General features: G+C 70.5%; 19 protein-coding genes. 8 read left to right on the top strand and 11 right to left on the bottom strand.

Features of this window, described 5'->3' with window-relative positions; genetic code table 11:
• Positions 1-60 precede the first annotated feature (60 nt).
• A complete protein-coding gene (locus tag AC0NZN_RS11130) occupies positions 61-1,158 on the top strand; it encodes a flavin-containing monooxygenase (RefSeq protein WP_474592370.1) in 1,098 nt (365 codons plus the stop codon).
• An 18-nt stretch (positions 1,159-1,176) separates the two neighbouring features.
• Here AC0NZN_RS11130 and AC0NZN_RS11125 read toward each other — a convergent pair whose 3' ends face one another.
• From AC0NZN_RS11125 to AC0NZN_RS11110, 4 genes are all read right to left on the bottom strand, one after another.
• Positions 1,177-2,385: a lactonase family protein gene (locus AC0NZN_RS11125; RefSeq protein ID WP_474592369.1), complete on the bottom strand. Its 1,209-nt coding sequence runs from the start codon at positions 2,383-2,385 to the stop codon at positions 1,177-1,179.
• Entirely contained in the window at positions 2,382-3,665 is a 1,284-nt protein-coding gene (locus AC0NZN_RS11120) for an adenylosuccinate synthase (RefSeq protein WP_474592368.1), read from the bottom strand. Before AC0NZN_RS11120 ends, AC0NZN_RS11125 begins: the two co-directional genes overlap by 4 nt.
• A gap of 68 nt (positions 3,666-3,733) precedes the next feature.
• Positions 3,734-3,934 (bottom strand): hypothetical protein, encoded by a 201-nt coding sequence (locus AC0NZN_RS11115; RefSeq protein ID WP_474592367.1) that lies wholly within the window; start codon positions 3,932-3,934, stop codon positions 3,734-3,736.
• On the bottom strand, positions 3,931-4,398 hold the full coding sequence (locus AC0NZN_RS11110) for a (deoxy)nucleoside triphosphate pyrophosphohydrolase (protein ID WP_474592366.1): 468 nt from the start codon (positions 4,396-4,398) through the stop codon (positions 3,931-3,933). Before AC0NZN_RS11110 ends, AC0NZN_RS11115 begins: the two co-directional genes overlap by 4 nt.
• 138 nt (positions 4,399-4,536) lie before the next feature.
• On the opposite strand from AC0NZN_RS11110, the gene argG reads away from it, so the two are divergent.
• The 6 genes from argG (at position 4,537) to AC0NZN_RS11080 (ending at position 12,814) form a co-directional block, all read left to right on the top strand.
• On the top strand, positions 4,537-5,964 hold the full coding sequence (gene argG / locus AC0NZN_RS11105; RefSeq protein WP_474592365.1) for an argininosuccinate synthase: 1,428 nt from the start codon (positions 4,537-4,539) through the stop codon (positions 5,962-5,964).
• Positions 5,965-6,012: 48 nt separating this feature from the next.
• Entirely contained in the window at positions 6,013-6,660 is a 648-nt protein-coding gene (locus AC0NZN_RS11100; protein ID WP_474592364.1) for a TetR/AcrR family transcriptional regulator, read from the top strand.
• Positions 6,660-7,265, top strand: a complete 606-nt coding sequence (locus AC0NZN_RS11095; protein ID WP_474592363.1) for a hypothetical protein — start codon at positions 6,660-6,662, stop codon at positions 7,263-7,265. Before AC0NZN_RS11100 ends, AC0NZN_RS11095 begins: the two co-directional genes overlap by 1 nt.
• Positions 7,262-9,061: a YhgE/Pip family protein gene (locus AC0NZN_RS11090; RefSeq protein WP_474592362.1), complete on the top strand. Its 1,800-nt coding sequence runs from the start codon at positions 7,262-7,264 to the stop codon at positions 9,059-9,061. The genes AC0NZN_RS11095 and AC0NZN_RS11090 overlap by 4 nt, the downstream gene beginning before the upstream one ends.
• A 125-nt stretch (positions 9,062-9,186) precedes the next feature.
• Positions 9,187-11,784: a penicillin acylase family protein gene (locus tag AC0NZN_RS11085; protein ID WP_474592361.1), complete on the top strand. Its 2,598-nt coding sequence runs from the start codon at positions 9,187-9,189 to the stop codon at positions 11,782-11,784.
• A gap of 301 nt (positions 11,785-12,085) precedes the next feature.
• Positions 12,086-12,814, top strand: a complete 729-nt coding sequence (locus tag AC0NZN_RS11080; protein WP_474592360.1) for an aggregation-promoting factor C-terminal-like domain-containing protein — start codon at positions 12,086-12,088, stop codon at positions 12,812-12,814.
• Positions 12,815-12,887: 73 nt separating this feature from the next.
• Here AC0NZN_RS11080 and mnhG read toward each other — a convergent pair whose 3' ends face one another.
• The 7 genes from mnhG to AC0NZN_RS11045 all read right to left on the bottom strand — a co-directional run bounded on the left by mnhG (position 12,888) and on the right by AC0NZN_RS11045 (position 20,190).
• The gene (gene mnhG / locus AC0NZN_RS11075; RefSeq protein ID WP_474592359.1) at positions 12,888-13,244 is read right to left on the bottom strand and encodes a monovalent cation/H(+) antiporter subunit G; all 357 of its coding nucleotides are present in this window, start codon (positions 13,242-13,244) and stop codon (positions 12,888-12,890) included.
• The gene (locus AC0NZN_RS11070) at positions 13,241-13,510 is read right to left on the bottom strand and encodes an MrpF/PhaF family protein (protein ID WP_474592358.1); all 270 of its coding nucleotides are present in this window, start codon (positions 13,508-13,510) and stop codon (positions 13,241-13,243) included. The genes mnhG and AC0NZN_RS11070 overlap by 4 nt, the downstream gene beginning before the upstream one ends.
• A complete protein-coding gene (locus AC0NZN_RS11065) occupies positions 13,507-14,052 on the bottom strand; it encodes a Na+/H+ antiporter subunit E (protein ID WP_474592357.1) in 546 nt (181 codons plus the stop codon). Before AC0NZN_RS11065 ends, AC0NZN_RS11070 begins: the two co-directional genes overlap by 4 nt.
• On the bottom strand, positions 14,049-15,614 hold the full coding sequence (locus AC0NZN_RS11060) for a Na+/H+ antiporter subunit D (protein ID WP_474592356.1): 1,566 nt from the start codon (positions 15,612-15,614) through the stop codon (positions 14,049-14,051). Before AC0NZN_RS11060 ends, AC0NZN_RS11065 begins: the two co-directional genes overlap by 4 nt.
• On the bottom strand, positions 15,611-16,135 hold the full coding sequence (locus AC0NZN_RS11055) for a Na(+)/H(+) antiporter subunit C (protein ID WP_474592355.1): 525 nt from the start codon (positions 16,133-16,135) through the stop codon (positions 15,611-15,613). The genes AC0NZN_RS11060 and AC0NZN_RS11055 overlap by 4 nt, the downstream gene beginning before the upstream one ends.
• On the bottom strand, positions 16,132-19,047 hold the full coding sequence (locus AC0NZN_RS11050) for a Na+/H+ antiporter subunit A (RefSeq protein WP_474592354.1): 2,916 nt from the start codon (positions 19,045-19,047) through the stop codon (positions 16,132-16,134). The genes AC0NZN_RS11055 and AC0NZN_RS11050 overlap by 4 nt, the downstream gene beginning before the upstream one ends.
• Before the next feature lie 93 nt (positions 19,048-19,140).
• A complete protein-coding gene (locus AC0NZN_RS11045) occupies positions 19,141-20,190 on the bottom strand; it encodes a LacI family DNA-binding transcriptional regulator (protein WP_474592353.1) in 1,050 nt (349 codons plus the stop codon).
• A 62-nt stretch (positions 20,191-20,252) separates the two neighbouring features.
• On the opposite strand from AC0NZN_RS11045, the gene AC0NZN_RS11040 reads away from it, so the two are divergent.
• Complete coding sequence (locus AC0NZN_RS11040; protein WP_474592352.1) at positions 20,253-21,494, top strand: MFS transporter; 1,242 nt, start codon at positions 20,253-20,255, stop codon at positions 21,492-21,494.
• The last annotated feature ends 2 nt before the right edge of the window (positions 21,495-21,496 follow it).

The raw sequence follows: 21,496 nt of genomic DNA, 5'->3' as shown, positions 1-21,496 counted from the left end.
CATTTCTGCCGATGCCGGCCTTCCGCCCGCTCCGTAGCGTGAGCGCGAGAAGGAGGCATCATGTCCACAACCACACTCGATCTGGCCATCATCGGCGCCGGGGCCGCCGGGCTTCACGCCGCCCGTCTCGCCGCCGCGCGCGGAGCCGCGTTCTCCGTCTTCGAGGGCGACCCGCGCATCGGCGACACGTGGCGCGGACGGTACCGTTCGCTGCGGCTGTTCACGCCGCGCCGGTGGGCGAGCCTGCCCGGGATGCGCATCGACATCGGGATGTTCGCCTACCCGACCGCCGCCCAGCTCGCCGACTATCTGGAGCGGTATGCGGTGGCTTTCGACCTCCCGGTCCGCACGTCGACGCGCGTCGAGCGGTTGACGGTCGACGGGTCGGGTCGGTTCCGACTCGACCTGTCGACGGGCGACACGGTGGATGCCGAGCGCGTCATCGTCGCGACCGGCGCCCACCATCGCCCGCTCACACCCGCGTTCGCGCACGACCTCGATGAGGGTGTCCGCCAGCTGCACTCGCTCGCCTACCGGGGACCGGACGACCTCGCCGACGGGCCCGTGCTCGTCGTCGGCGTCGGCAACTCCGGAACCGACATCGCCCTGGATGCGGCGGCATCCGGCCACGCCACGACGATCGCGGGGCGCGTGCCCGGGGAGATCCCGGGGCGCATCGACACCCCGGTCGGCAACCTCATCAGCGAGATCTTCATCCGGCGCCTGCGCAACACGACGATCGACACCGAGAAGGGCCGGCGCTTCCAGGAGGAGCACCGCGGACACGGAGTGAACCTCGTGCGCAATCACATGAGCGACCTGCGGAAGGCCGGCATCCGTCATGTCGGTCGGGTGGCGGGTGTCGTCGACGGACGTGCGGTCCTCGAGGACGGGGAGACGATGGATGCCGCCACCGTCGTGTGGGCGACCGGCTCGCTGCCCCGCCACGACTGGATCGACATCCCGGGTGCATTCGACGCCCGCGGCTGGCCGGCGCACGAGCGCGGACTGGTTGCGGCCGTGCCCGGGTTGGCGTTCGTGGGCCTGCCGTTCCAGTACTCCGTCGCGTCGCCGACGCTCATGGGCATGGGCCGCGACGCGCGATACGTCGTGGATCGCCTCTTCGCGGTCGAGGCGAAGGCCGCCGTCGCGGCCTGAGCTTCCCCGACCGCCGGATCAGGGCAGGGCGACGAGGCAGGTCGGCGACGGGACCGCGGTGCGGTACCGGACCTTGCCCGGAACCCCGGTGCGCGTGTCGAGGGTGAGCGAGGCGACGTCGTCGGACTTCTGGCCCGCCACGACCAGGGTGTCGCGCACCACGAGGTGGTGTCGCGGCCAGTCCACGCCGGCCTCGACAAGGGCGACGGACTCGAGCGATTCACCCGACCCTCGCACCCGCAGCGTGCCGATCGTGTTCGTGCCCCGCACGCCCGCATACAGGAACGCGGCGTCGTGCGACATCGCGAGCTCCGCTCCGGTGTCGGTCGGAAGGATGCCGGGCGCGATGCGCGTTCCGCTGACGACGCTCCAGACGCCCTCGCGCGAGGCCCCGAGGACGAACACCTCGTGCGACAGCTCGGTGATGACGTAGAGGTATCCGCTCGGGTGGTGCACCATGTGGCGCGGACCGCTGCCGCGCGGCAGGACGACCTCCTGCACCGCACGCAGCCCGTCGGCCGTCGGCCGCCAGAACCGGACCAGGTCGTACCCCATGTCGGTCGTGACGACGAGCCCGCCGGGCAGGAACATCGTCTGGTGCGCACGCGAGACGCGCGCGTCGGCATCCGGCAGCTCCGCCTCGGCCCGATCCGGCGCCTGCTCGGCCTCCGCCTCTTCTTCGCCGCCCGGGATCAGGTGCGCGTACTCGCCGGCGACATCGCGGAGAGCCCGGGCGGCTGCGGCGATGTCGATACCCCCCGCGGGTTCCCTCGCGGGCGCATCGGGTCCGTACGGATCGACGGCCGCGGGGGCGATGGATGCCGAGCCGAGCCGGCCGGCGGCATCCAGCCCCACCCGGACCACGCGTCCGTCGCCCCAGCACGCGGCGACGAGGTACGACGCGTCCGGAGACACGGCGACATGGCAGTTCAGCGCGCCGGTCGGGACGGGCCTCCCCAGAGCGACGAAGCTCTGCTCGCCCGTGCGGCGGAAGCCCTGCACGGCGCCCGCGCCCTCGAGCGCCGCGTAGACGACGTCGCCCGACGACAGGCTCGAAGACCCCGGATGCCGGGTCACCCATGACGGCGAATCGGTCGTCGCCACAGTGCCGGCGAAGCCGAGGGGCCCGCCGGCCAGGGCGTCATCCGGCGCGCCGGCGAACAGCATCCCGATTCCGGAGCCCGCTCCGTCCGTGTCGGCTGTGTAGCCGCCGGTCAGGAACCTCATACGAGATCGTGGCGCACGACGACCTCGTCGCGAGCCGGGCCCACGCCGACGACCGAGATCCGGGTGCCGCTCATCGCCTCGAGGGCCAGGATGTACTCCTGCGCCTCGACAGGCAGCTCCTCGAACGTGCGGGCGCCCGAGATGTCGGCCGTCCAGCCGGGCAGGTACTCGTAGATCGGCTTCGCGTGGTGGAAGTCGGTCTGACTGGCCGGCATCTCGTCGAAGCGCACGCCGTCGACGTCGTACGCGACGCACACCGGGATGCGGTCGAGCCCGGTCAGGATGTCGAGCTTCGTGAGAACGAGGTCGGTGATGCCGTTGATGCGGGTGGCGTAGCGCGTCACGGGCGCGTCGTACCAGCCCACGCGACGCGGGCGGCCGGTCGTCGTGCCGAACTCGAAGCCCCGCGAGCGCAGCCAGTCGCCGCTCTCGTCGAACAGCTCCGTCGGGAACGGGCCGGAGCCGACGCGGGTCGTGTAGGCCTTCACGATGCCGACGATGCGGTCGAGGCGGTTCGGACCGACGCCGGAGCCGGTGGCCGCGCCACCCGCGGTCGCCGACGACGACGTCACGAAGGGGTACGTGCCGTGGTCGACGTCGAGCATCGTGGCCTGGCCGCCCTCGAAGACGACGACCTCACCGGCCTCGAGCGCGTCATTGAGCAGCAACGACGTGTCGGCGACCATCGGCGCCACGCGGTCGGCATACGACAGGAGGTCGTCGATGATCTCGTCGCACGTGATCGCGCGGCGGTTGAAGACCTTCACGAGGAGGTGGTTCTTCTGGTCGAGGGCGCCCTCGATCTTCTGGCGCAGGATGTTCTCGTCGAAGAGATCCTGCACGCGGATGCCGACGCGGTTGATCTTGTCCGCGTAGGCGGGCCCGATGCCGCGACCGGTGGTGCCGATCTGCCGCTTGCCGAGGAAGCGCTCGGTGACCTTGTCGAGGGTGCGGTGGTACTGCGTGATGATGTGCGCGTTGGCGCTGATCCGCAGGCGCGAGGTGTCGACGCCGCGCGCGTTCAGCGCCTCGAGCTCGTAGAAGAGCACCTCGAGGTCGACGACGACGCCGTTGCCGATCACCGGGTTGACCCCGGGGGTCAGGATGCCGCTCGGCAGCAGGTGCAGCGCATACTTCTCGTCACCGATGACGACCGTGTGCCCCGCGTTGTTGCCGCCGTTGAACTTGACCACCCAGTCGGTGCGGTCGCCGAGGAGGTCGGTGGCCTTGCCCTTCCCCTCGTCCCCCCACTGGACTCCGATGATGACGATTCCTGGCATTGCAGCCCCCGGTTCGTGTGTAGGACGGGTTACACCCCATCCTATCGAGGGCCGCGGAGCCGACCTGGCTAGGCGCCGAGAAGCACCAGCACGTGGTAGACGACGTACGCCGGCCAGACCATCGCCTGCAGCAGCCCGACAATGACTCCCCAGAACAAGCCGTCCGAGTGCGAGACGAAGTAGATCGCCGCTCCGATGTAGGCGAGGAAGAAGAAGAATCCCCAGATGCCGGCGCTCTCCGCGCCACGACCGGGATAGCCGTCGGTCATCGTCCACCTGCTTTCCGAGGTGTCTCCTCGCGCCTCTCATGCTCCGGGGCGCATGGCGTCGCCGCCGGGACGAAGGTCCCACCGCCGGCCCCACCGCCCGCCAGGAGCCGAACCGCCGGCATGTCGGCGGGGGCCCAGTCGAGCTCGGGGAGTGCGCCGGGCGGGAGCCACCGCAGCTCGGAGTGCTCGCCGGGCTGCGGCATCCCCTCGACCAGCCGACAGACGTAGGTCGTCAACGTGACACGGCCGTGATCCGTGGATGCGACGAGCCCGCCGACCTCGACCGTGCAGCCCAGCTCCTCGATGAGCTCGCGGCGCAGAGCGGCCGCGGGCGTCTCGCCCGGTTCGATCTTCCCGCCGGGGAACTCCCACTTGCCGGGAAGGTCCATCTCGGGACCGCGCCGCGCGGCCAGGATACGACCGTGCTCCACGAGCACCGCCCCGACCACCTGGATCTGCGCCACGCGCTCTACCGTAGCCCCGGCGCATCCACCCCGATCCGGCCCTCCGCTCGCCTCGTGTCCTCCCTCGTCACGGGCGCCTCACGGGCCCGGCGTCACAGGCTCGGGGCATCCGGAACCCCCTCGATAGGATGGGGGACTATGTCGAAGGTCCTCCAGTCCCTGCCGGTCGGCGAGCGTGTCGGCATCGCTTTCTCGGGGGGTCTCGACACCTCGGTCGCGGTCGCGTGGATGCGCGACAAGGGCGCGGTGCCGTACACGTACACCGGCGATCTCGGACAGTACGACGAGGACGACATCGCGTCGATCCCCGACCGCGCACTCCAGTACGGCGCGGAAGCCTCGCGGCTCGTCGACTGCAAGACCGCGCTCGTCGAAGAGGGCTTCGTGGCCCTGTCGTGCGGGGCGTTCCACATCCGCAGCGGCGGCCGCACCTACTTCAACACGACGCCGCTCGGGCGCGCCGTGACCGGCACCCTGCTGGTCCGCGCCATGAAGGAGGACGGCGTCGACATCTGGGGCGACGGCTCGACCTACAAGGGCAACGACATCGAGCGGTTCTACCGCTACGGACTGCTCGCCAACCCCGCGCTGCGCGTCTACAAGCCGTGGCTGGATGCCGACTTCGTGACCGAGCTCGGCGGCCGCACGGAGATGAGCGAGTGGCTCGTCGCGCATGGCTTCCCCTACCGCGACTCGGCCGAGAAGGCCTATTCCACCGACGCGAACATCTGGGGCGCCACGCACGAGGCGAAGACCCTCGAGCACCTCGACGTCTCGCTCGAGACGGTCGACCCGATCATGGGCGTGCGCTTCTGGGACCCGGCGGTGGAGATCGAGACCGAAGACGTGACGATCACGTTCGAGTCCGGCCGCCCCGTCGCCATCGACGGCGTCGAGTACGGGGACCCGGTCGAGCTCGTGCGCGAGGCGAACGTCATCGGCGGACGCCACGGCCTCGGCATGAGCGACCAGATCGAGAACCGCATCATCGAGGCGAAGTCCCGCGGCATCTACGAGGCCCCGGGTATGGCGCTGCTGTTCATCGCCTACGAGCGCCTGCTGAACGGCATCCTGAATGAGGACACGCTCGCGACCTACCACGAGCAGGGACGTCGCCTCGGTCGCCTGATGTACGAGGGCCGCTGGCTCGAGCCCCAGTCGCTCATGCTGCGCGAGTCGATCCAGAAGTGGGTGGGCTCCGCGATCTCGGGCTCTGTCACTCTGCGCCTGCGCCGGGGCGAGGACTACTCGATCCTGGACACGAGCGGCCCGGGACTCTCGTACCACCCCGAGAAGCTCTCGATGGAGCGCGTCGGCGACGCCGCCTTCGGCCCCACCGATCGCATCGGACAGCTCACGATGCGCAACCTCGACATCGCCGACTCCCGCGCCCGCCTCGAGCAGTACGCGGGCCTCGGCCTCATCGGCGGTGCGACCGGCGCGCTGGTCGGTCGCCTCGAGAAGGGCGCGTCGCTCGAGATCACCGAGGGCCAGGATGCCTCGGCCATCGCCGAGGCGGTCGAAGAGGCATCGGAGTCCGCGGCCTTCGACACGGGTACCGACTGACTCAGTGAGTGTTAACTTGCACAGTCTTGTGCAAGTTATAATGGAGGGGTGAACAACGCCCCCGTCTCGTCGCGCCGCCCGCGCCGCGATGCCCTCGAGAACCGAGCCGGCATCATCGCCGCGGCCACTGCCGCCATCGCGCTCGACCCGCGCGCTTCGCTCGACGCCATCGCCCGTGGCGCCGGCCTCTCACGCCGCGCCGTCTACGGCCACTTCGAGGATCGGGATGCGATCATCCGCGAGATCCTCGCCGGAGGCGCACCTCGCTTCAACGCCATCGCGCTCGACATCTCCGACGCAGACGCCCCCGTCGCTCTCGCGCGGCTGACCGCACGGCTGTGGCGCGAGGCCGCGATGGTGCAGGTGGCCGCTGCGATCGCACTGGACGATGCGCACGTGCAGGAGACCGCGGACATCCTCGCGCCGCTCCGGCGCGTGCTGCTCGACATCGTTCGCAGTGGCCAGGACGACGGCACCCTCCGCGGCGATCTCCCGGTCGCGACCACCGCCCGGCTCATCGAGGAGACCGCGCGCTCGGTCGTCTCGCATCTCGACGCCTCCTCCTCCGAATCCGGGCCGATCGCCGTCAAAGCGGTGCTCGGAATCGCCGGGCTCTCCTGGACCGCCTCGAGTGCCCTGCTCGACGCGCATCCCGACCTCTTCCACGAGGCCGCCACCGCGGGGGCGGCCGCCTGATGCGCGTCGAGCTCCACGACGTGTCGAAGGGCCTCGCCCTGCCGCCGACCTCTGTCGCCTACGTCTCCGGCCAGGCGGTGGTCGCCGTTGCCGAGACGGAGCAGCGGCCCACCGTGCTCGGGCTCATCGCCTCGGGCCGGATGCGGCCTGCGGAGGGCCGCGTCCTCATCGACGGAGAGGAGGATGCCGCGGCGCTCCGCCGGCGCGTCGCCCTCGTCGACGCCCCCACCGTCAGCGACCCCGCGCCCGACGTCACGGTCGCGGGCGTCACGGCCGAGGAGCTCATGTTCGCCGGTCGCCCGGCCGGTCGCAGAGCCGTGCGGCGGTGGCTGGATGCCGCTGGCTCCGGCGATCTCGCCCGGCTGCCGATCGGCGATGTGCCCGCCCGCGAGCGCATCTCGCTGCTCCTCGAGCTGTCGGCGCTCCGCGCGGGCGTCGAGGGCCTGGTGCTCGTCTCCCCCGACCGCCACGGAGGCGATCCACTCGAGTGGATGCAGCTGGCGAACGAGTATGCCGCTCGCGGCATGGCCGTGCTCGTGGTCGTCGGGGAGGCCGCGGCATCCCTCCTCCGGCTCCCGTCCGCCGAGAGCGAGGACCAGGAATGAAGGTTCCCGCGATGATCGCGGCCGAGCTGCGCCGCCTCACGTCCACGCGCATGTCGGTGATCGCACTGATCGCGCTGATGCTCGTCCCCGTCCTGTACGGCGGCCTGTACCTGTGGGCGAACCAGGACCCGTACGCGCGCCTGTCGGACGTGCCCGTCGGGCTCGTGGTGGCAGACGAAGGCGTCGGCGACACGAACTACGGCGATCATGTCGCGAAGGAGCTCGTCGACGGCGGTGCCTTCGACTGGCAGGTCATGTCGGCGACGGCCGCGACGACGGCCCTCCAGGACGGTTCCGTCGACTTCACCGTCACGCTGCCGAAGGACTTCTCCGCGGCTCTGACATCGGTCTCGGGTGATGGCCCGCATCAGGCGAAGATCCTCCTCGAGACGAACGACGCCAACAACTACCTCGCTTCGACGATCGGCGCGCAGGCCGTCGAGAAGATCCGGCGTTCGGTGGCTCAGCTCGTCGGAGAGGAGGCCGCCACGCGACTGCTGGGCGCGATCTCGGACATCCGCGCGAACCTCGTCACCGCGGCGGACGGCGCATCCCGGCTCGCCGACGGGGCAGCGAGCGCGCACGACGGCGCGGCCGAGCTCTCCGGCGGCGCCTCGCGACTGGCGAGCGGCACGGCCACCCTCGCCCAGGGCGCCCACCAGGTCGCGGATGGCGCCGCACAGGTCGCCGCGGGCAACCGCACCCTCGCCGGTTACGCCGACCGCGCCGGGTCGGCCTCGCAGCAGGTCGCCAACGCGCTGCCGCAGGCCCGCGCCGACATCATTTCCGAGCTGCAGAAGCAGGGGCTCGACCCGGCGCAGATCGACGCGGTGGTCGCGAAGCTCGACGTGCTCGGCGACAAGGTGCGCGCCGGCAACACGACGGTCCAGGGCGCGGTCGGCAAGGTCGACCAGCTCTCAGCGGGTGCGAATCAGGTCGCGTCCGGCGCCGCGCAGGTGGCATCGGGGGCGGATGCCGCGGCATCCGGTTCCGCCCAGCTGGCGAGCGGCGCGGCCGCACTGACAAGCGGCCTCGGCACGCTCACGACGGGCGCCGATCAGCTGCGCGATGGCCTGCGGGACGGGGTCGCGAAGATCCCCGACTCGTCCGCGGCGCTGCGTGCCGCGCAGGCGAAGACCATCGCCGATCCGGTCGACGTCTCGTCGGGCAAGCTGGCCTCCGCGTCGAACTACGGCTCCGGGCTGGCGCCGTTCTTCGCCGCCCTCGCCGGCTGGATCGGCATCTACGCGCTGTTCCTGATCGTCAAGCCGATCTCGCGCCGGGCCGTGACCGCCCTGCACAGGCCGGTCAGGATCACCCTCGCCGGCTGGCTCACCCCCGCGGTGCTGGGCGGCATCCAGATGGTCGCCCTGTTCGGCGTCCTCGCCGTGGCGCTCGGGTTCGGGTTCGCGCATCCGCTCGGCACGCTCGGGGTGATGGTCGCGGCATCCTTCGTCTACGCGTCGATCATCCTCGCCCTGAATGTGTGGCTCGGCTCCGTGGGCCAGTTTCTCGGGCTCGTGCTGATGGTCATGCAACTCGTGACCGCCGGCGGCACCTTCCCGTGGCAGACGCTGCCGGAGCCGCTCGCGGGCCTGCATCACGTGCTGCCGATGGGATACGTGGTGGATGCGATGCGCCAGCTCATGTACGGCGGAGACCTCGCGCGCGCCGGCAGCGACATGCTGGTGCTCGCGACATGGCTCCTCGGGGCGCTGGTGGTGTCGATGATCGGGGTCCAGCGGATGATCCGAGGCCGCACGCTGCGCGACCTGCAGCCGAGCCTCATCGGCTGACCGCCGCTGAATCCCGAACGGGGGTCGGCAGAGGGCGCTGCCCGGGGCTACGATTCGGAGGGCGACTGCGGACACCCGAGTCCCGGCCGCCCTGACACCGAGTTCCATGCCCGGGAGACCCCTCGATGACGAAGACCGACACGGCGTCCATCGCTGCCGTCCATGCCGAGACCAAGCCCAGGCGCCGCGTCGGTCGGACCATCGGGATCACGCTCTTCGGCATCGTGGCCGGCGTGGTCGCGATCGCCCTGATCGGGGCGGGCGCGGGTCTGTGGGTCGTGCAGCGCTCCTTCCCGCAGACCGACGGGACGATCGCCGCGTCGGGCCTGCACGCGAAGGTGAGCGTGCAGCGTGATGACCGCGGCATCCCGACCATCACCGCGGGCGATTCGCACGACCTGTTCTTCGCCCAGGGCTATGTGCACGCCCAGGACCGCTTCTGGGAGATGGACTTCCGCCGTCACGTCACGAGCGGCCGGCTCTCGGAGCTGTTCGGCGCCTCCCAGGTGCCCACCGACGAGTTCCTCCGCACGCTCGGCTGGCACCGCATCGCCCAGCAGGAGGTGGACGGGATGGATGCCGCCACCCGCGCCTACTACCAGGCCTACGCCGACGGGGTGAACGCCTATCTGGCCGACCACCAGGGCTCCGCGGCGTCGTTGGAGTACGCGACCCTGGGACTGCAGAACCCGGCATACACGATCGAGAAATGGACCCCCGCCGATTCGGTGGCGTGGCTGAAGGCCATGGCCTGGGACCTCCGCGACAACATCGAGGCCGAGACCGAGCGCGCCACCATGGCTACGCACTACGACACGGCGAAGATCCACGAGCTCTACCCCGACTACCCGTACGACAAGAACCCGGTGATCGTGCCGACGATCAGCACGACAGCGCCGGCACCGGCGGCAGCCGCGGCTGTGTCGACCGCCGCATCCATCCAATGGAAGAGCGTGAACAGCGCCGTCGAGGCGGCCGGCGCGCTCCTCGGCGGTGCCGGTGAGGGAATCGGCTCGAACTCGTGGGTCGTCTCCGGATCGCTCACCGCGTCGGGCAAGCCGCTGCTGTCGAACGACCCGCACCTGGGGGCGGCGATGCCGAGCGTCTGGTACCAGGTGAACCTGAAATGCGCGACGGTGACGGCGGAGTGCCCGTTCGACGTCGGCGGCTTCAGCTTCTCAGGCCTTCCCGGCGTGATCATCGGCCACAACGCGAAGATCGCGTGGGGCTTCACGAACCTGACGACGGACGTCACGGACCTCTACATCGAGAAGGTCCAGGGCGACGCCTACTGGCGCGATGGGCAGCTGGTGCCCATGAAGGTGCGCACGGAGACGATCAAGGTCGCCGGGGGCGACGACGTGAAGCTCACGATCCGGTCCACGGTGCACGGCCCGATCGTGTCGTTCAGCGGCGACTTCAAGGCCGTCGCCGCCGAGCCGCGCACGGGCTCCAGCACCGGGGACGTGTCCACGCCCCAAGGAGCGCCGGAGGGGACCACCGCAGTCAGCCTGCGGTGGACCGCGCTGGAGCCCGGCACGACCGCCGAAGCGATCTTCGCCCTGGACTCGGCGCGGGACTTCGCCGGATTCCGGCGCGCGGCATCGCTCTTCGACGTGCCCGCGCAGAACCTCATCTACGCCGACACCGCGGGGAACATCGGCTACCAGACGCCGGGCCGGCTTCCCATCCGGGGGGCGGGAGACGGATGGATGCCACAGCCCGGGTGGGACTCCGCCTACGACTGGAAGGGGTACATCCCCTTCGACAAGCTGCCGGTGTCTTACAACCCACCCGAGGGCTACATCGTGACGGCCAACAACCCGATCGTCGGACCGGGCTACCCGTACTTCCTCACCAAGGACTGGGACTACGGCTGGCGCGCAGCGCAGATCACCCAGCAGCTCGATCGTCTGTCCTCGCAGGGCAAGCTCACCGCGGCCGACATGAACGGCATCCAGGCCGACACGTCGTTCTGGATGGGAATGAGGCTCATGGCCGCCTACGCGGACGTCTCGGTCGACGACAAGGGAGCCGCATCCGCCCTCTCCCTGCTGAAGTCGTGGGACGCGCGCGATGACGCGGACTCGCCGGCCGCCGCCTATGCCAACGTGCTGTGGGACGAGCTCGTGAAGGACCTCTTCACCGAGCGCGCGCATCCCGTATCGGTCGACGGTCAGGGCCGCCTGTTCCTCGTGGTCGACAAGCTGCTCGGAGAGCCGACGTCGTCGTGGTGGACGAATGACCGGCTCGGCGTTTCGAGCGAGCGCGAGATGCTGCAGAAGGCCGCGGTGGATGCCTACCACCGCCTGGCGAAGCTGCAGGGCGACACCGTGTCGACCTGGAACTGGGGCGACCTGCATGCGCTGACTCTCACCAACGCGACGTTCGGCAAATCCGGGATCGCGCCGATCGAATGGCTCTTCAACCGCGGACCGTTCCCGGTCGGCGGCGGATCGTCGGTCGTGGATGCGACGGGCTGGGTGCTCGGCGAGGGATTCCAGACCGTGACCGTGCCCTCGATGCGCATGATCGTCGACCTCGCGGGCTTCGACCAGTCCGAGTGGAACAACCTCACGGGCGAGAGCGGGCATGCGTTCCACGAGAACTACTTCGACCAGACCGACGACTGGCGGCACGTCCGCCTGCCGCCATGGGCGTTCTCCACAAGGGCGGTCCAGGCGGCTGCGACGCACTCCCTCACGCTGACCCCGAAGGGCTGAATCCGTCCGGCCCGCATGGATGGGCCTGCCAGGGGTCTCGGACGAATCGTCCAGACTCGCCCCATACGGTGGTCCGAGTTCGTCGCCCGCACCCGAATGCGGGGGGCGGATGCCTCGGCACGGCCGCTCCCGAGCGGTCAGGTGACTCAGCATCCCGACGATCGCTCACGCGTTCACTCTCCACCGTCCGAGGCGATACGCCTGCCCGGGTGACGCGTGCTGAACGCGTGCATCCGTTGCCGTCGCGCCTGCATGCGGGCCCGTCGGTGGACACGCAGGGAAGCCCGAGCACTGGAGTTCCATGCGCCTCCCCACCCGCATCCACAAGATCGCCATCCCCGCCATCGCCGTCATCGCGGCCGTTTCCATCCCCCTCGGCGTCGCCACGAGCGCCGCCGCCGCCGACGAGCTCATCGCCTCCGGATCCCTCTCCGTCGAGCGGAGCGTCGACCACTCGGCCGCCTTCTTCGCCCTCACCGCGCGCGCCACCGTCGGGCGGGCCGCCGGCAAGGTCGACACCAGCTCGCTCCAGCGCCAGGTCGCCGTGCTCGACGACTCCGAAGGCCTCCCGTCCGCGACCGTCGACGCCCTCACCGACCTCGTGCGCAGCAACACCGCCCGCATCTCGCAGGAGCTGGCCGACATCCAGGCGCGTGAAGCCGCCGCAGCGCAGGCCGCCGCCCAGGCCGCGGCCGCCGCCGCCGCACTCGCACAGACGAACACGCCCGACGGCGCTCGCGCGACCGCGCGCTCCCTCGCCGCCAGCCGCTACGGCTGGGGCGACGGCCAGTTCTCGTGCCTCTCCTCGCTCTGGCAGAAGGAGTCGGGCTGGAACTACAAGGCGTACAACAAGGGTGGCGGGGCGACCGGCATCCCGCAGGCGCTCCCCGGCTCGAAGATGGCGGCCGCAGGCGCCGACTGGCAGACCAACGCCGCGACCCAGATCGCGTGGGGCCTCGATTACATCAAGCGCTCCTACGGCTCGCCGTGCGCGGCCTGGGGTCACTCGCAGGCCGTCAACTGGTACTGATCCGTCGCCCGGCCGCCGGCGCTGAGACTCCTCAGCCGCCGGCGCCCAGGGCTCAGCCGCCGGCGCCCAGGGCTCAGCCGCCGGCGCCAGGCGGTGTCTCGCGCGACTGCGCGAGCTCGTCGACGTAGAGCGAGGGCTCGTCGATCGTGCCGTTGCGGTACGCCTGCCGGCCGATCATGTGGGCGGCGAGCGGGGCAGTCGCGAGCTGGATCAGCACCACCGCCCCGAGGAATGCGACCACCGGCCAGGACCGCAGCGACAGCGCGATCGCGACGCAGATGAGCAGGAAGCCGAGCACCTGCGGCTTGGTCGCCGCGTGCAGTCGCGTCGGCACATCGCGGAAGCGCAGCAGGCCGATCGCGGCCGACAGGCACAGCAGCGCCCCGGCGAGCACGAGCAGCAGGGACGCCGCATCCAGGATCGCGTTCATCCCTCCCCCTTGTCCCTGCGCGCGACGTAGCGCGCGATCGCGATCGAGCCGAACACGCCGACCGCCGCGATGATCAGCAGCACGGGCAGCGTGTTCGTGTGGCGGTTGATCGCCATGTCGGCGCCGAGCACGCACATCACCTCCGTCAGCAGCACGTCGGATGCGACGGCCCGGTCGAGGATCGACGGCCCGACGACGATCCGCCACAGCGTCAGCAGCGCGGCGACCGCGAAGACGACGTAGACCACGACCAGCACCGGGTTCATGCGGACCTCACCGCCTCGACCTGCGCCTTCGACCCCAGCGCCATGACGATCCGGCGCTCCCAGCGCAGCACGCTCCGGCGCTGCCGCTCGACATCGCGGTCCGATGAGACGCCGACCTCGTGCAGGTACAGGATGCGCCGATCCCGGTCGGCCTCGATGATGAGCGATCCCGGGATGAGGGATGCGGTCACCCCGACGTGGGTCATGATGAGGTCGTCGTCCGTGCGCAGCGGGACCGCGATCACAGCGGTGCCGGGGTAGCTCCAGGGATTCACGATCTGCCAGGCGACCGTGAGCGACCCGCGAACCAGCGCGCCGATGAACGTCACGACGAACACCAGGCCGTACCAGAGGTTCACCCGGCCCGAGAGCTCGACCGCCGGGAGCCGGAAGACGCGGGTCACGAACACCGCGACGACCACGCCGGTCACGAAGGCGAGGACGGTGAACTGTCCCCACAGCAGCATCCACAGCGCGACCAGCCACACGAAGAACGGCAACTGGCGCCAGGCGCGCCTGGCCACGGACACCCCCGGGCTCATTTCGTCGCCTCCTGCTCGAGCTGGACGAGGCTCACCGGCTGCAGGATCTCGGCGCCGATGCGGCTGCAGACGTCGTACAGCGGCCCGGCGAAGACCGTCAGTGCGACAGTGACGGAGACCATGCCGACGGTCGCACCCGTCATGATCCGCGGGATGGCCCGGCGCTCGGTCTGCACGAGAGCCTCCGGCGCGTCACCCAGATACGCGACGCGCGCCTCGGTCTCCGGCTCGGCGAGGTCCTCGTCGCTCTCGCGCCAGAACGACAGGTTCCACGCGCGCATCAGCGCGTACAGGGTGAGGAGCGATGTCACGATGCCGCCGATGATGAGCACCATCATGAGCGGGGTGCCGACCTGGGCGGCCGCGTCGAACAGCGCGAACTTGCCGATGAAGCCCGAGAAGGGTGGCAGGCCGCCGAGGTTCACGGCGGGGATGAAGTAGAGCACGGCGATGACGGGCGCCGCGCGCATGAGGCCCTTGACCTTGAGGATCGACGTCGACCCTGCTCTTCGCTCGATGAGTCCGACGGCGAGGAACAGCGTCGTCTGCACGACGATGTGGTGAACGATGTAGTATGTCGTCGCACCGAGCGCGGCGGGAGTCGCGATGGCGATGCCGAAGACCATGTAGCCGATGTGGCTCACGAGCGTGAACGACAGGATGCGCTTCATCTCGGCCTGCGCGACGGCGCCGAGCACTCCGACGATCATCGTCAGCAGGGCGACGATCAGCAGCAGGGTGTTCACCTCGTTGTCGCGGAACAGCTCGGTCTCGGTGCGGATGATCGCGTAGACGCCCACCTTCGTCAGCAACCCGGCGAACACCGCGGTCACCGGCGCCGGCGCGGTCGGGTACGAGTCTGGCAGCCAGAAGGACAGCGGGAAGACTGCGGCCTTGATGCTGAAAGCCAGGAGCAGCATGACGTGCAGCACGAGCTGCGTCTGCTGCGGAAGCTCGCTCATGCGCTGCGAGATCTGCACCATGTTGACCGTCCCGAGGGCCGCGTAGACCATCGCGATCGCCGCCAGGAACAGCACCGACGACACGAGCGAGACGACGATGTAGACGATGCCGGCGCGGATGCGGCCGGACGTCCCGCCGAGGGTGATGAGCACGTAGGACGCCACGAGCAGGATCTCGAACCCGACGAACAGGTTGAAGAGATCGCCGGCGATGAAGGCGTTGAAGATGCCCGCTGCCAGAACGAGATACGTCGGGTGGAATATGGACACCGGGGTGTCGTCATCCCCGTCCGCCGCGCCCTGGCCGACCGAGTACAGGAGCACCGCGAGCAGCACGATGCTGGAGACCAGCACGAGCAGGGCCGCGAGGCCGTCGACGTAGAGCACGATGCCGAACGGGATCGGCCAGCCTCCGACGGAGACCGCGATCGGCTGGCCGCGCATGTCCACCGCCACGAGGAGCACCGCGGAGATGGCGAGCACGCACGAGAGGGTCACGATCGACACGACGATCTGCGTGCGCCGGTGGCGCCCGGCGATGAGCGCGATCGCCGCGCCGAGCAGGGGCAGCGTCACGAGCAGGGGCACGAGCGCGCTCATCGCGGGCCACCCCCGTCCCTCTCATCGGTCGGTGCGTTGTCGCGGATGCCCGCGATGTCGCGCTGGTGCAGCACGCGCAGCGGTGTCGTCCCGGTCCCGATGAAGTCGGTCGTCTCCTCCTCGTCGGCCTCCTCGAGCTCGACCTCGTCGTCGAGCGCGTCCTCGACCTCCTCGCCGCGCTCGCGCACCTCGATGTCGGCCTCGTCGTCCGGCACGATGTCGGCGCGGCCGAGCTGCCACGACCGGTAGATGAGGGCGAGCAGGAAGGCCGAGACCGCGAACGTGATGACGATCGCGGTGAGCATGAGCGCCTGCGGCAGGGGGTCCGACACCGCGCCCTCCGCCCCGTGGAACGGTGCCTCGCCGGGGAATCCCATGACGATGAGAAGCAGCAGGTTCACCGCGTTGCCGAGCAGCAGGAACCCGATGAGCACGCGGGTGAGGCTGCGCTCGAGCATGGCGTAGACGCCGCACGCGAAGAGCACGGCCATGATGAGGATGAGGATGCCCGAGACGCTCACGGCAGCGGCACCCCCTGTCGCCGCTGCTCCTGCAGCTGCCGGTCGACCTCGGCGCCGAGACTGCGCAGCACGTCGAGGACGAGTCCGACCACGACGAGGTAGACGCCGATGTCGAAGATCGTCGAGGTCACGAACTCGATGTGGCCGATGACCGGGATCGTCGCCTCGAAGAACGCGCTCTTGAGCGGATCGGCCCCGAAGAGCAGCGGCACGGCGGCGCACGCGACGGCGAGCGTCATCCCGATTCCGAGCAGGCGCCCGGCATCCGTCGGCGCCGCCGCGCCGAGCTCGTACCGCCCTCCCGCGATGTACCTCATCACGAGCGCCATGCCCGCGACGAGTCCGCCGGCGAAGCCGCCGCCGGGCGCATTGTGCCCCGCGAACAGCAGGAACAGCGACACGACGATGATCGAGTGGAAGAGGATCCGCACGATGACCTCGACCATCAGCGACCGGTTCTCGGTGCGCACGCGCTGGCCCCCGACCAGCCAGGCCTGCCAGCCCGTCGTCTCCGAGGAGCGAGGCCGCACGCCCTCCGACGTCTCGACCATCGGACGGCGGCTGCGCACCGGGAGCGCGGACAGGCTCGACAGCCGGTCGGCGCGATCCGTCACGAACACGAGGGACGCCACGCCCGTGGCTGCGAGGACGAGCACCGACAGCTCGCCCATCGTGTCCCAGCCGCGCAGGTCGACGAGAGCGACATTGACGACGTTCTTGCCGTGGCCGAGGTCGTACGCGAGGGCGGGGAAGCGCTCCGAGATCGGTGTGTAGACCCTCGCGCCGGTGGCGACGAGGGCGACTGCGGCCATCGTCAGACCGACGGCGGCGCCGATCACGCCTCTGATGACCGGCTTGACGGAGGCATTGTGCTCACCGAGACGGGAGGGGATGCGTCGCAGCACCAGGGCGAAGGCCACCATCGTGACCGTCTCGACGAGCACCTGCGTGAGCGCGAGATCAGGGGCGCCGCTCGTCGCGAAGAGAACGACCATGCCGAGTCCGGTGACCGACACCAGCACGACACCCGTGTAGCGCTTCTGCGCGCGGATCGCGATGAGCCCCGCGGCGATCATGAGCGGCGCCACAAGCAGCTGCGCCGGGGTGTGCCACGCATCCAGCTGCGCCCGCCACGCGTTGCCCGCCAGCAGCGCAGTCCCCTCGGCGGCGACGAAGACGACGAAGATCGTGCCGACGTACACGGGCAGCGAACCGGTGTGCGTGAAGCTGGTCACCGAGACCGACACCCGCGCCACGCCGCGCAGTGTCGCGTTGTACACGTCGGCGGCCGTGAAGGGCAGCACGCGCGCGTGCCATCCGGTGCGGACGGTCAGCCAGAACACCGCGGCGCCGACGGCGATGGAGGCCAGCGAGATCCACAGCGCCGGCTCGAGGCCGTGCCACAGCGCGAGGTGCGCCTCGGGGGGTGCCGGGACACCGGGACTCGACGGAGGCAGGGTGTCGGCGTAGCCGGCCAGCACCGTGTCGAGCGCCGGCGCGGCGATGCCCGCGACGACCGTGAGGGCCGAGAGCACGATGGGTGCCGACAGGAATCCGAACGGCGGGTCGGGCCATTCCGTCTTCGGCATGGGCCGGCGGGCGGTGTCCTTCTTCGTCCAGAAGGCGCCCCACACGAACCGGATGCCGTACGCCGTGGTCAGCACCGAGCCGAGGACGATGCCGATCAGGGCCGCCGTCCCCCACGCCTCGCCGTGCGACGCCTCGTAGAGCAGCGCGGAGAGCGCGCCCTCCTTGGCCACGAATCCGATCGTCGGCGGGATGCCGACCATCGACGCGACGGCGATCATCGAGAAGACGGCGAGGGTCGGAGCCTGACGGCCCACGCCGCTGAGCTCGCCGACGTCGCGTGTGCCGAGCTGGCGGTCGATGATGCCGACGACCAGGAAGAGGCTCGACTTGAACAGGGCGTGGCCGATGAGCAGGGCCATGCCGGCGAGCGCGGCGTTCCGGGTCCCGTAGCCGAGGACGACGGTGAGAAGCCCCAGCTGGCTCACCGTGCCGAACGCCAGGATGCGCTTGAGGTCGGTCTCGCGGAGGGCCTGGAGTCCGCCCAGCAGCATCGTGAAGACACCGAGGCCGATGACGATGGGCCGCCAGGGCGCGGCGAACGCGAACGCCGGGGCGAAGCGCGCGATGAGGTAGATGCCCGCCTTCACCATCGCCGCCGCGTGCAGGTAGGCGCTCACCGGCGTGGGCGCGGCCATGGCGCCGGGCAGCCAGAAGTGGAAGGGGAAGATGGCGGACTTGCTCAGCGCTCCGACGAGCACCATGACGAGCGCCGCATCCGCCAGCGCCCCCGTCGGCGGGTGCGCCAGGATCTCCGACATGCTGCTGGTGCCCGCCATGACGACGAGCAGCACGACGCCGACGAACATGACGAGGCCGCCGACCGTCGTCACCAGGAGTGCCTGCAGCGCGGCCCGACGGCTGCCGCCACGACGATGGGCGTATCCGATGAGGAGGTACGACAGGATGCTCGTGATCTCCCAGAACATCACGAGCACGACGATGTCGTCGGTGAGCACGAGCCCGTACATCGCCCCGGCGAACGCGAGGAGGACGGCGGAGAACTGGCCGAGGCCCTCGCGCTTGCCGCGGAAGTACCAGCGGCAGTAGAGCATGACGAGTGCACCGACACCCGTGACGATCAGCGCCATGACCCACCCGAGGGTGTCCATGCGCATCGACAGGACGATGCCGAGGCTCGGGATCCAGTCGTAGGACTCGGTGACGACACCGCCCGAGATCACGACCGGCGCCTGCAGCGCGGCCTGCACGAAGGCGATGGCCGCGAGGGCTGCGCCGACGTAGAACGTGCGGGCGCCGATCCGGCCGACCAGCCACGGCAGCGCGAGCGGGATCACCGCGAACGCACCGAGGAGAGCCAGCACGGGCGACCTCCTCGGAGTCGTCGGCCGGAGGGCTCCTCCGGCGCGCGCGATTCGGGTGTCGGCCCAGTCTACGGCGGCGCTTGCGCCTCCCCGCTACGCCCGGGGGGCGGCCGTCGTGTTGCCGGCGCGGAAGGTGCAGGTGAACCGGAAGGAGGGGGCATCCCGCCCGTCCAGGCGTGCGGCGACCGCCTCGCCCGCCGCGCGGCCCTTGTCCGTCGCGGGCTGCACCATGGTGGTGAGCTCGTAGGGCTCGAGGCCGTCGACGGTCACGCCGTCGAAGCCCGTGACGGAGATGTCCTCGGGCACGCGCAGCCCCGCTTCCTCGGCGGCGCGGATCATGCCCGCCGCGAGCAGGTCGCTCTGCGCGATGACCGCGGTCGGCCGGCCGGTGGCGAGGATCGCGCGTCCGGCGGCGAGCCCCTGGTCGATCGAGCTGCTCTCGGCGGCGAACGCGGGGGCGTCGGGGAAGACCTCGCGCGCACCGCCCAGGCGCACGCGGGTGACGTCGGTCGTGATCTGCTGGTCCGGGCGGATCCAGCCGTAGGTGCGCTTGGCGTCCACAGGCAGCGTCAGCAGGACGACGTCGGTGTGACCGAGTCCGCGGATGTGCTGCGCCACGGCGCGCTGAGCCTCGTGGTTGTCGAGGTCGATGCGCGGCACGTGGGGACCGGCATCCCCCTCGATGACGACCACGGGGATGCCGCGCGCCTCGAGCACGGCGAGCTGATCGCGCATCCGTCCGCTGCAGCCGATCAGGACGGCCGCGTCGATCGGCGCCGTCGTGATCGACGGCTCGGATGCCGCGCCCTCCTGCGGCTCGTCGTCGCGCAGCAGGAGGAGGCCAGCGCCGAGCGGCGCGGCGGCATCCGCGAGTCCGTCCATCATGTGGGTGACCACCGGGTCGAGGAACACGCGGCTGAGGTGGTCCTGGAAGACCACGCCGACGATCCCCGAGCGGCCGCGGCGGAGCGACGCGGCGCGCGGGTCCGGCCCTGTGTAGCCGAGCGAGGCGGCCGCGGCGAGCACGCGACTCCGAGTGGCGTCCGACACGGGCGTCTTGCCGCTGAAGACGACGGATGCGGTGGACACCGACACCCCCGCCTCCCGGGCGACGTCTGCGATCGTGGCTCTGCGAGAACTCATGGTCCTCTGATGCTAACGCGCCGGGGTATCGATCCGTCGAATCGATTCGATATGCTGTCCCGATGGACACTCCGCTCACTCGCGTGCAACTCGTGCGCTGGCGCAACGCCGTGTTCGCGATCTTCTTCGCCACCGGCCTCGGCTTCGCGACGTGGGCGTCGCGCGTGCCGACGGCCAAGGCGAACCTCGGCATCGACGACTTCCAGCTCGGCGTCCTGCTCTTCGCCTCGGGTGCCGCGTCGATCCTCGGCCTGTCGCTGGCCAACGTCCTCCTCGCCCGCTGGGGGGCCCGGCGCGGGCTCCTGGTCGGCCTCGCGATCTTCGCCGCCGGCATCCTGCTCGTCGGCCTTGGAGCCCAGACGTTCACGTCCTACGCGCTGACGGGCATCGGGCTCGCCTTCATGGGACTCGGGATGGGTGCGACCGACGTCATGATGAACGTCGAGGGCGCCGCCATCGAGCGCGCGACCGACCGCACGATCATGCCGCTGTTCCATGCGCTGTTCAGCCTCGGCACCGTCGCGGGCGCCGGCATCGGCGTCGCGATGACCTTCTGGAGCGTGGGCATCGCCCCGCACCTGTGGATCATGGGCGTCGTCGTCGTCGTGGGCGGTCTGGTCGCCGTCGCGTTCGTCCCGCGCCGCGAGGCGGTGGACGACCCGGTCGCCGACGGCGACGGACCGACCCGCCGCGAGAAGTTCGCCGCCATCCTCGCCGTGTGGCGCGACCCGCGCACCTACGCGATCGGCGCGATCATGCTCGGGATGGCGTTCGCCGAAGGCGGCGCGAACGACTGGCTGCCGCTCGCCGTCGTCGACGGCCACGGCGGCACGGTCGCGCAGGGTGCCATCGCCCTCACCGTCTTCTCCATCGCGATGACGACGGTCCGCGCCCTGGGGGGCCCGCTCGTCGACCGGTTCGGGCGCGTCTGGACCCTGCGCATCCTCGCCGTCGCCGCGGGCGTCGGCCTGATCGTCTTCATCCTGGCGCCCACGCTGCCCATCGCGCTGATCGGCGTCGCCCTGTGGGGCATCGGTGCCTCGCTCGGCTTCCCGCTCGGGATGTCTGCCGCGGCGGACGACCCGACGAAGGCCGCCGCATCCGTCAGCGCCGCCGCGACGATCGGCTACATCGCGTTCCTCTGCGGGCCCCCGATCCTCGGCTGGATCAGCCACCAGATCGGCCTGCTCAACACGCTGTGGATCCTGGTCGGGCTCATCGCGCTGTCGGGCTTCGCCTCCGGTGCCGCGAAGCCGATCGCAGGCTCGACGGTCGGCGCGGGCCGCGCGCATCACGAGGCCTGAGC

Source organism: Microbacterium sp. sgz311019, assembly GCF_056135325.1.
The sequence above is the reverse complement of the archived record's forward strand: the minus strand, read 5'-3'. Positions and strand labels throughout refer to the sequence as shown.

What these genes read in the sequence shown, in the direction of transcription:
- AC0NZN_RS11130 (WP_474592370.1), top strand. Translation starts at nt 61, where the DNA reads ATGTCCACAACCACACTCGATCTGGCCATCATCGGCGCCGGGGCCGCC.
- AC0NZN_RS11125 (WP_474592369.1), bottom strand. Translation starts at nt 2,385, where the DNA reads ATGAGGTTCCTGACCGGCGGCTACACAGCCGACACGGACGGAGCGGGC.
- AC0NZN_RS11120 (WP_474592368.1), bottom strand. Translation starts at nt 3,665, where the DNA reads ATGCCAGGAATCGTCATCATCGGAGTCCAGTGGGGGGACGAGGGGAAG.
- AC0NZN_RS11115 (WP_474592367.1), bottom strand. Translation starts at nt 3,934, where the DNA reads ATGACCGACGGCTATCCCGGTCGTGGCGCGGAGAGCGCCGGCATCTGG.
- argG (WP_474592365.1), top strand. Translation starts at nt 4,537, where the DNA reads ATGTCGAAGGTCCTCCAGTCCCTGCCGGTCGGCGAGCGTGTCGGCATC.
- AC0NZN_RS11095 (WP_474592363.1), top strand. Translation starts at nt 6,660, where the DNA reads ATGCGCGTCGAGCTCCACGACGTGTCGAAGGGCCTCGCCCTGCCGCCG.
- AC0NZN_RS11090 (WP_474592362.1), top strand. Translation starts at nt 7,262, where the DNA reads ATGAAGGTTCCCGCGATGATCGCGGCCGAGCTGCGCCGCCTCACGTCC.
- AC0NZN_RS11085 (WP_474592361.1), top strand. Translation starts at nt 9,187, where the DNA reads ATGACGAAGACCGACACGGCGTCCATCGCTGCCGTCCATGCCGAGACC.
- AC0NZN_RS11080 (WP_474592360.1), top strand. Translation starts at nt 12,086, where the DNA reads ATGCGCCTCCCCACCCGCATCCACAAGATCGCCATCCCCGCCATCGCC.
- mnhG (WP_474592359.1), bottom strand. Translation starts at nt 13,244, where the DNA reads ATGAACGCGATCCTGGATGCGGCGTCCCTGCTGCTCGTGCTCGCCGGG.
- AC0NZN_RS11070 (WP_474592358.1), bottom strand. Translation starts at nt 13,510, where the DNA reads ATGAACCCGGTGCTGGTCGTGGTCTACGTCGTCTTCGCGGTCGCCGCG.
- AC0NZN_RS11065 (WP_474592357.1), bottom strand. Translation starts at nt 14,052, where the DNA reads ATGAGCCCGGGGGTGTCCGTGGCCAGGCGCGCCTGGCGCCAGTTGCCG.
- AC0NZN_RS11060 (WP_474592356.1), bottom strand. Translation starts at nt 15,614, where the DNA reads ATGAGCGCGCTCGTGCCCCTGCTCGTGACGCTGCCCCTGCTCGGCGCG.
- AC0NZN_RS11045 (WP_474592353.1), bottom strand. Translation starts at nt 20,190, where the DNA reads ATGAGTTCTCGCAGAGCCACGATCGCAGACGTCGCCCGGGAGGCGGGG.
- AC0NZN_RS11040 (WP_474592352.1), top strand. Translation starts at nt 20,253, where the DNA reads ATGGACACTCCGCTCACTCGCGTGCAACTCGTGCGCTGGCGCAACGCC.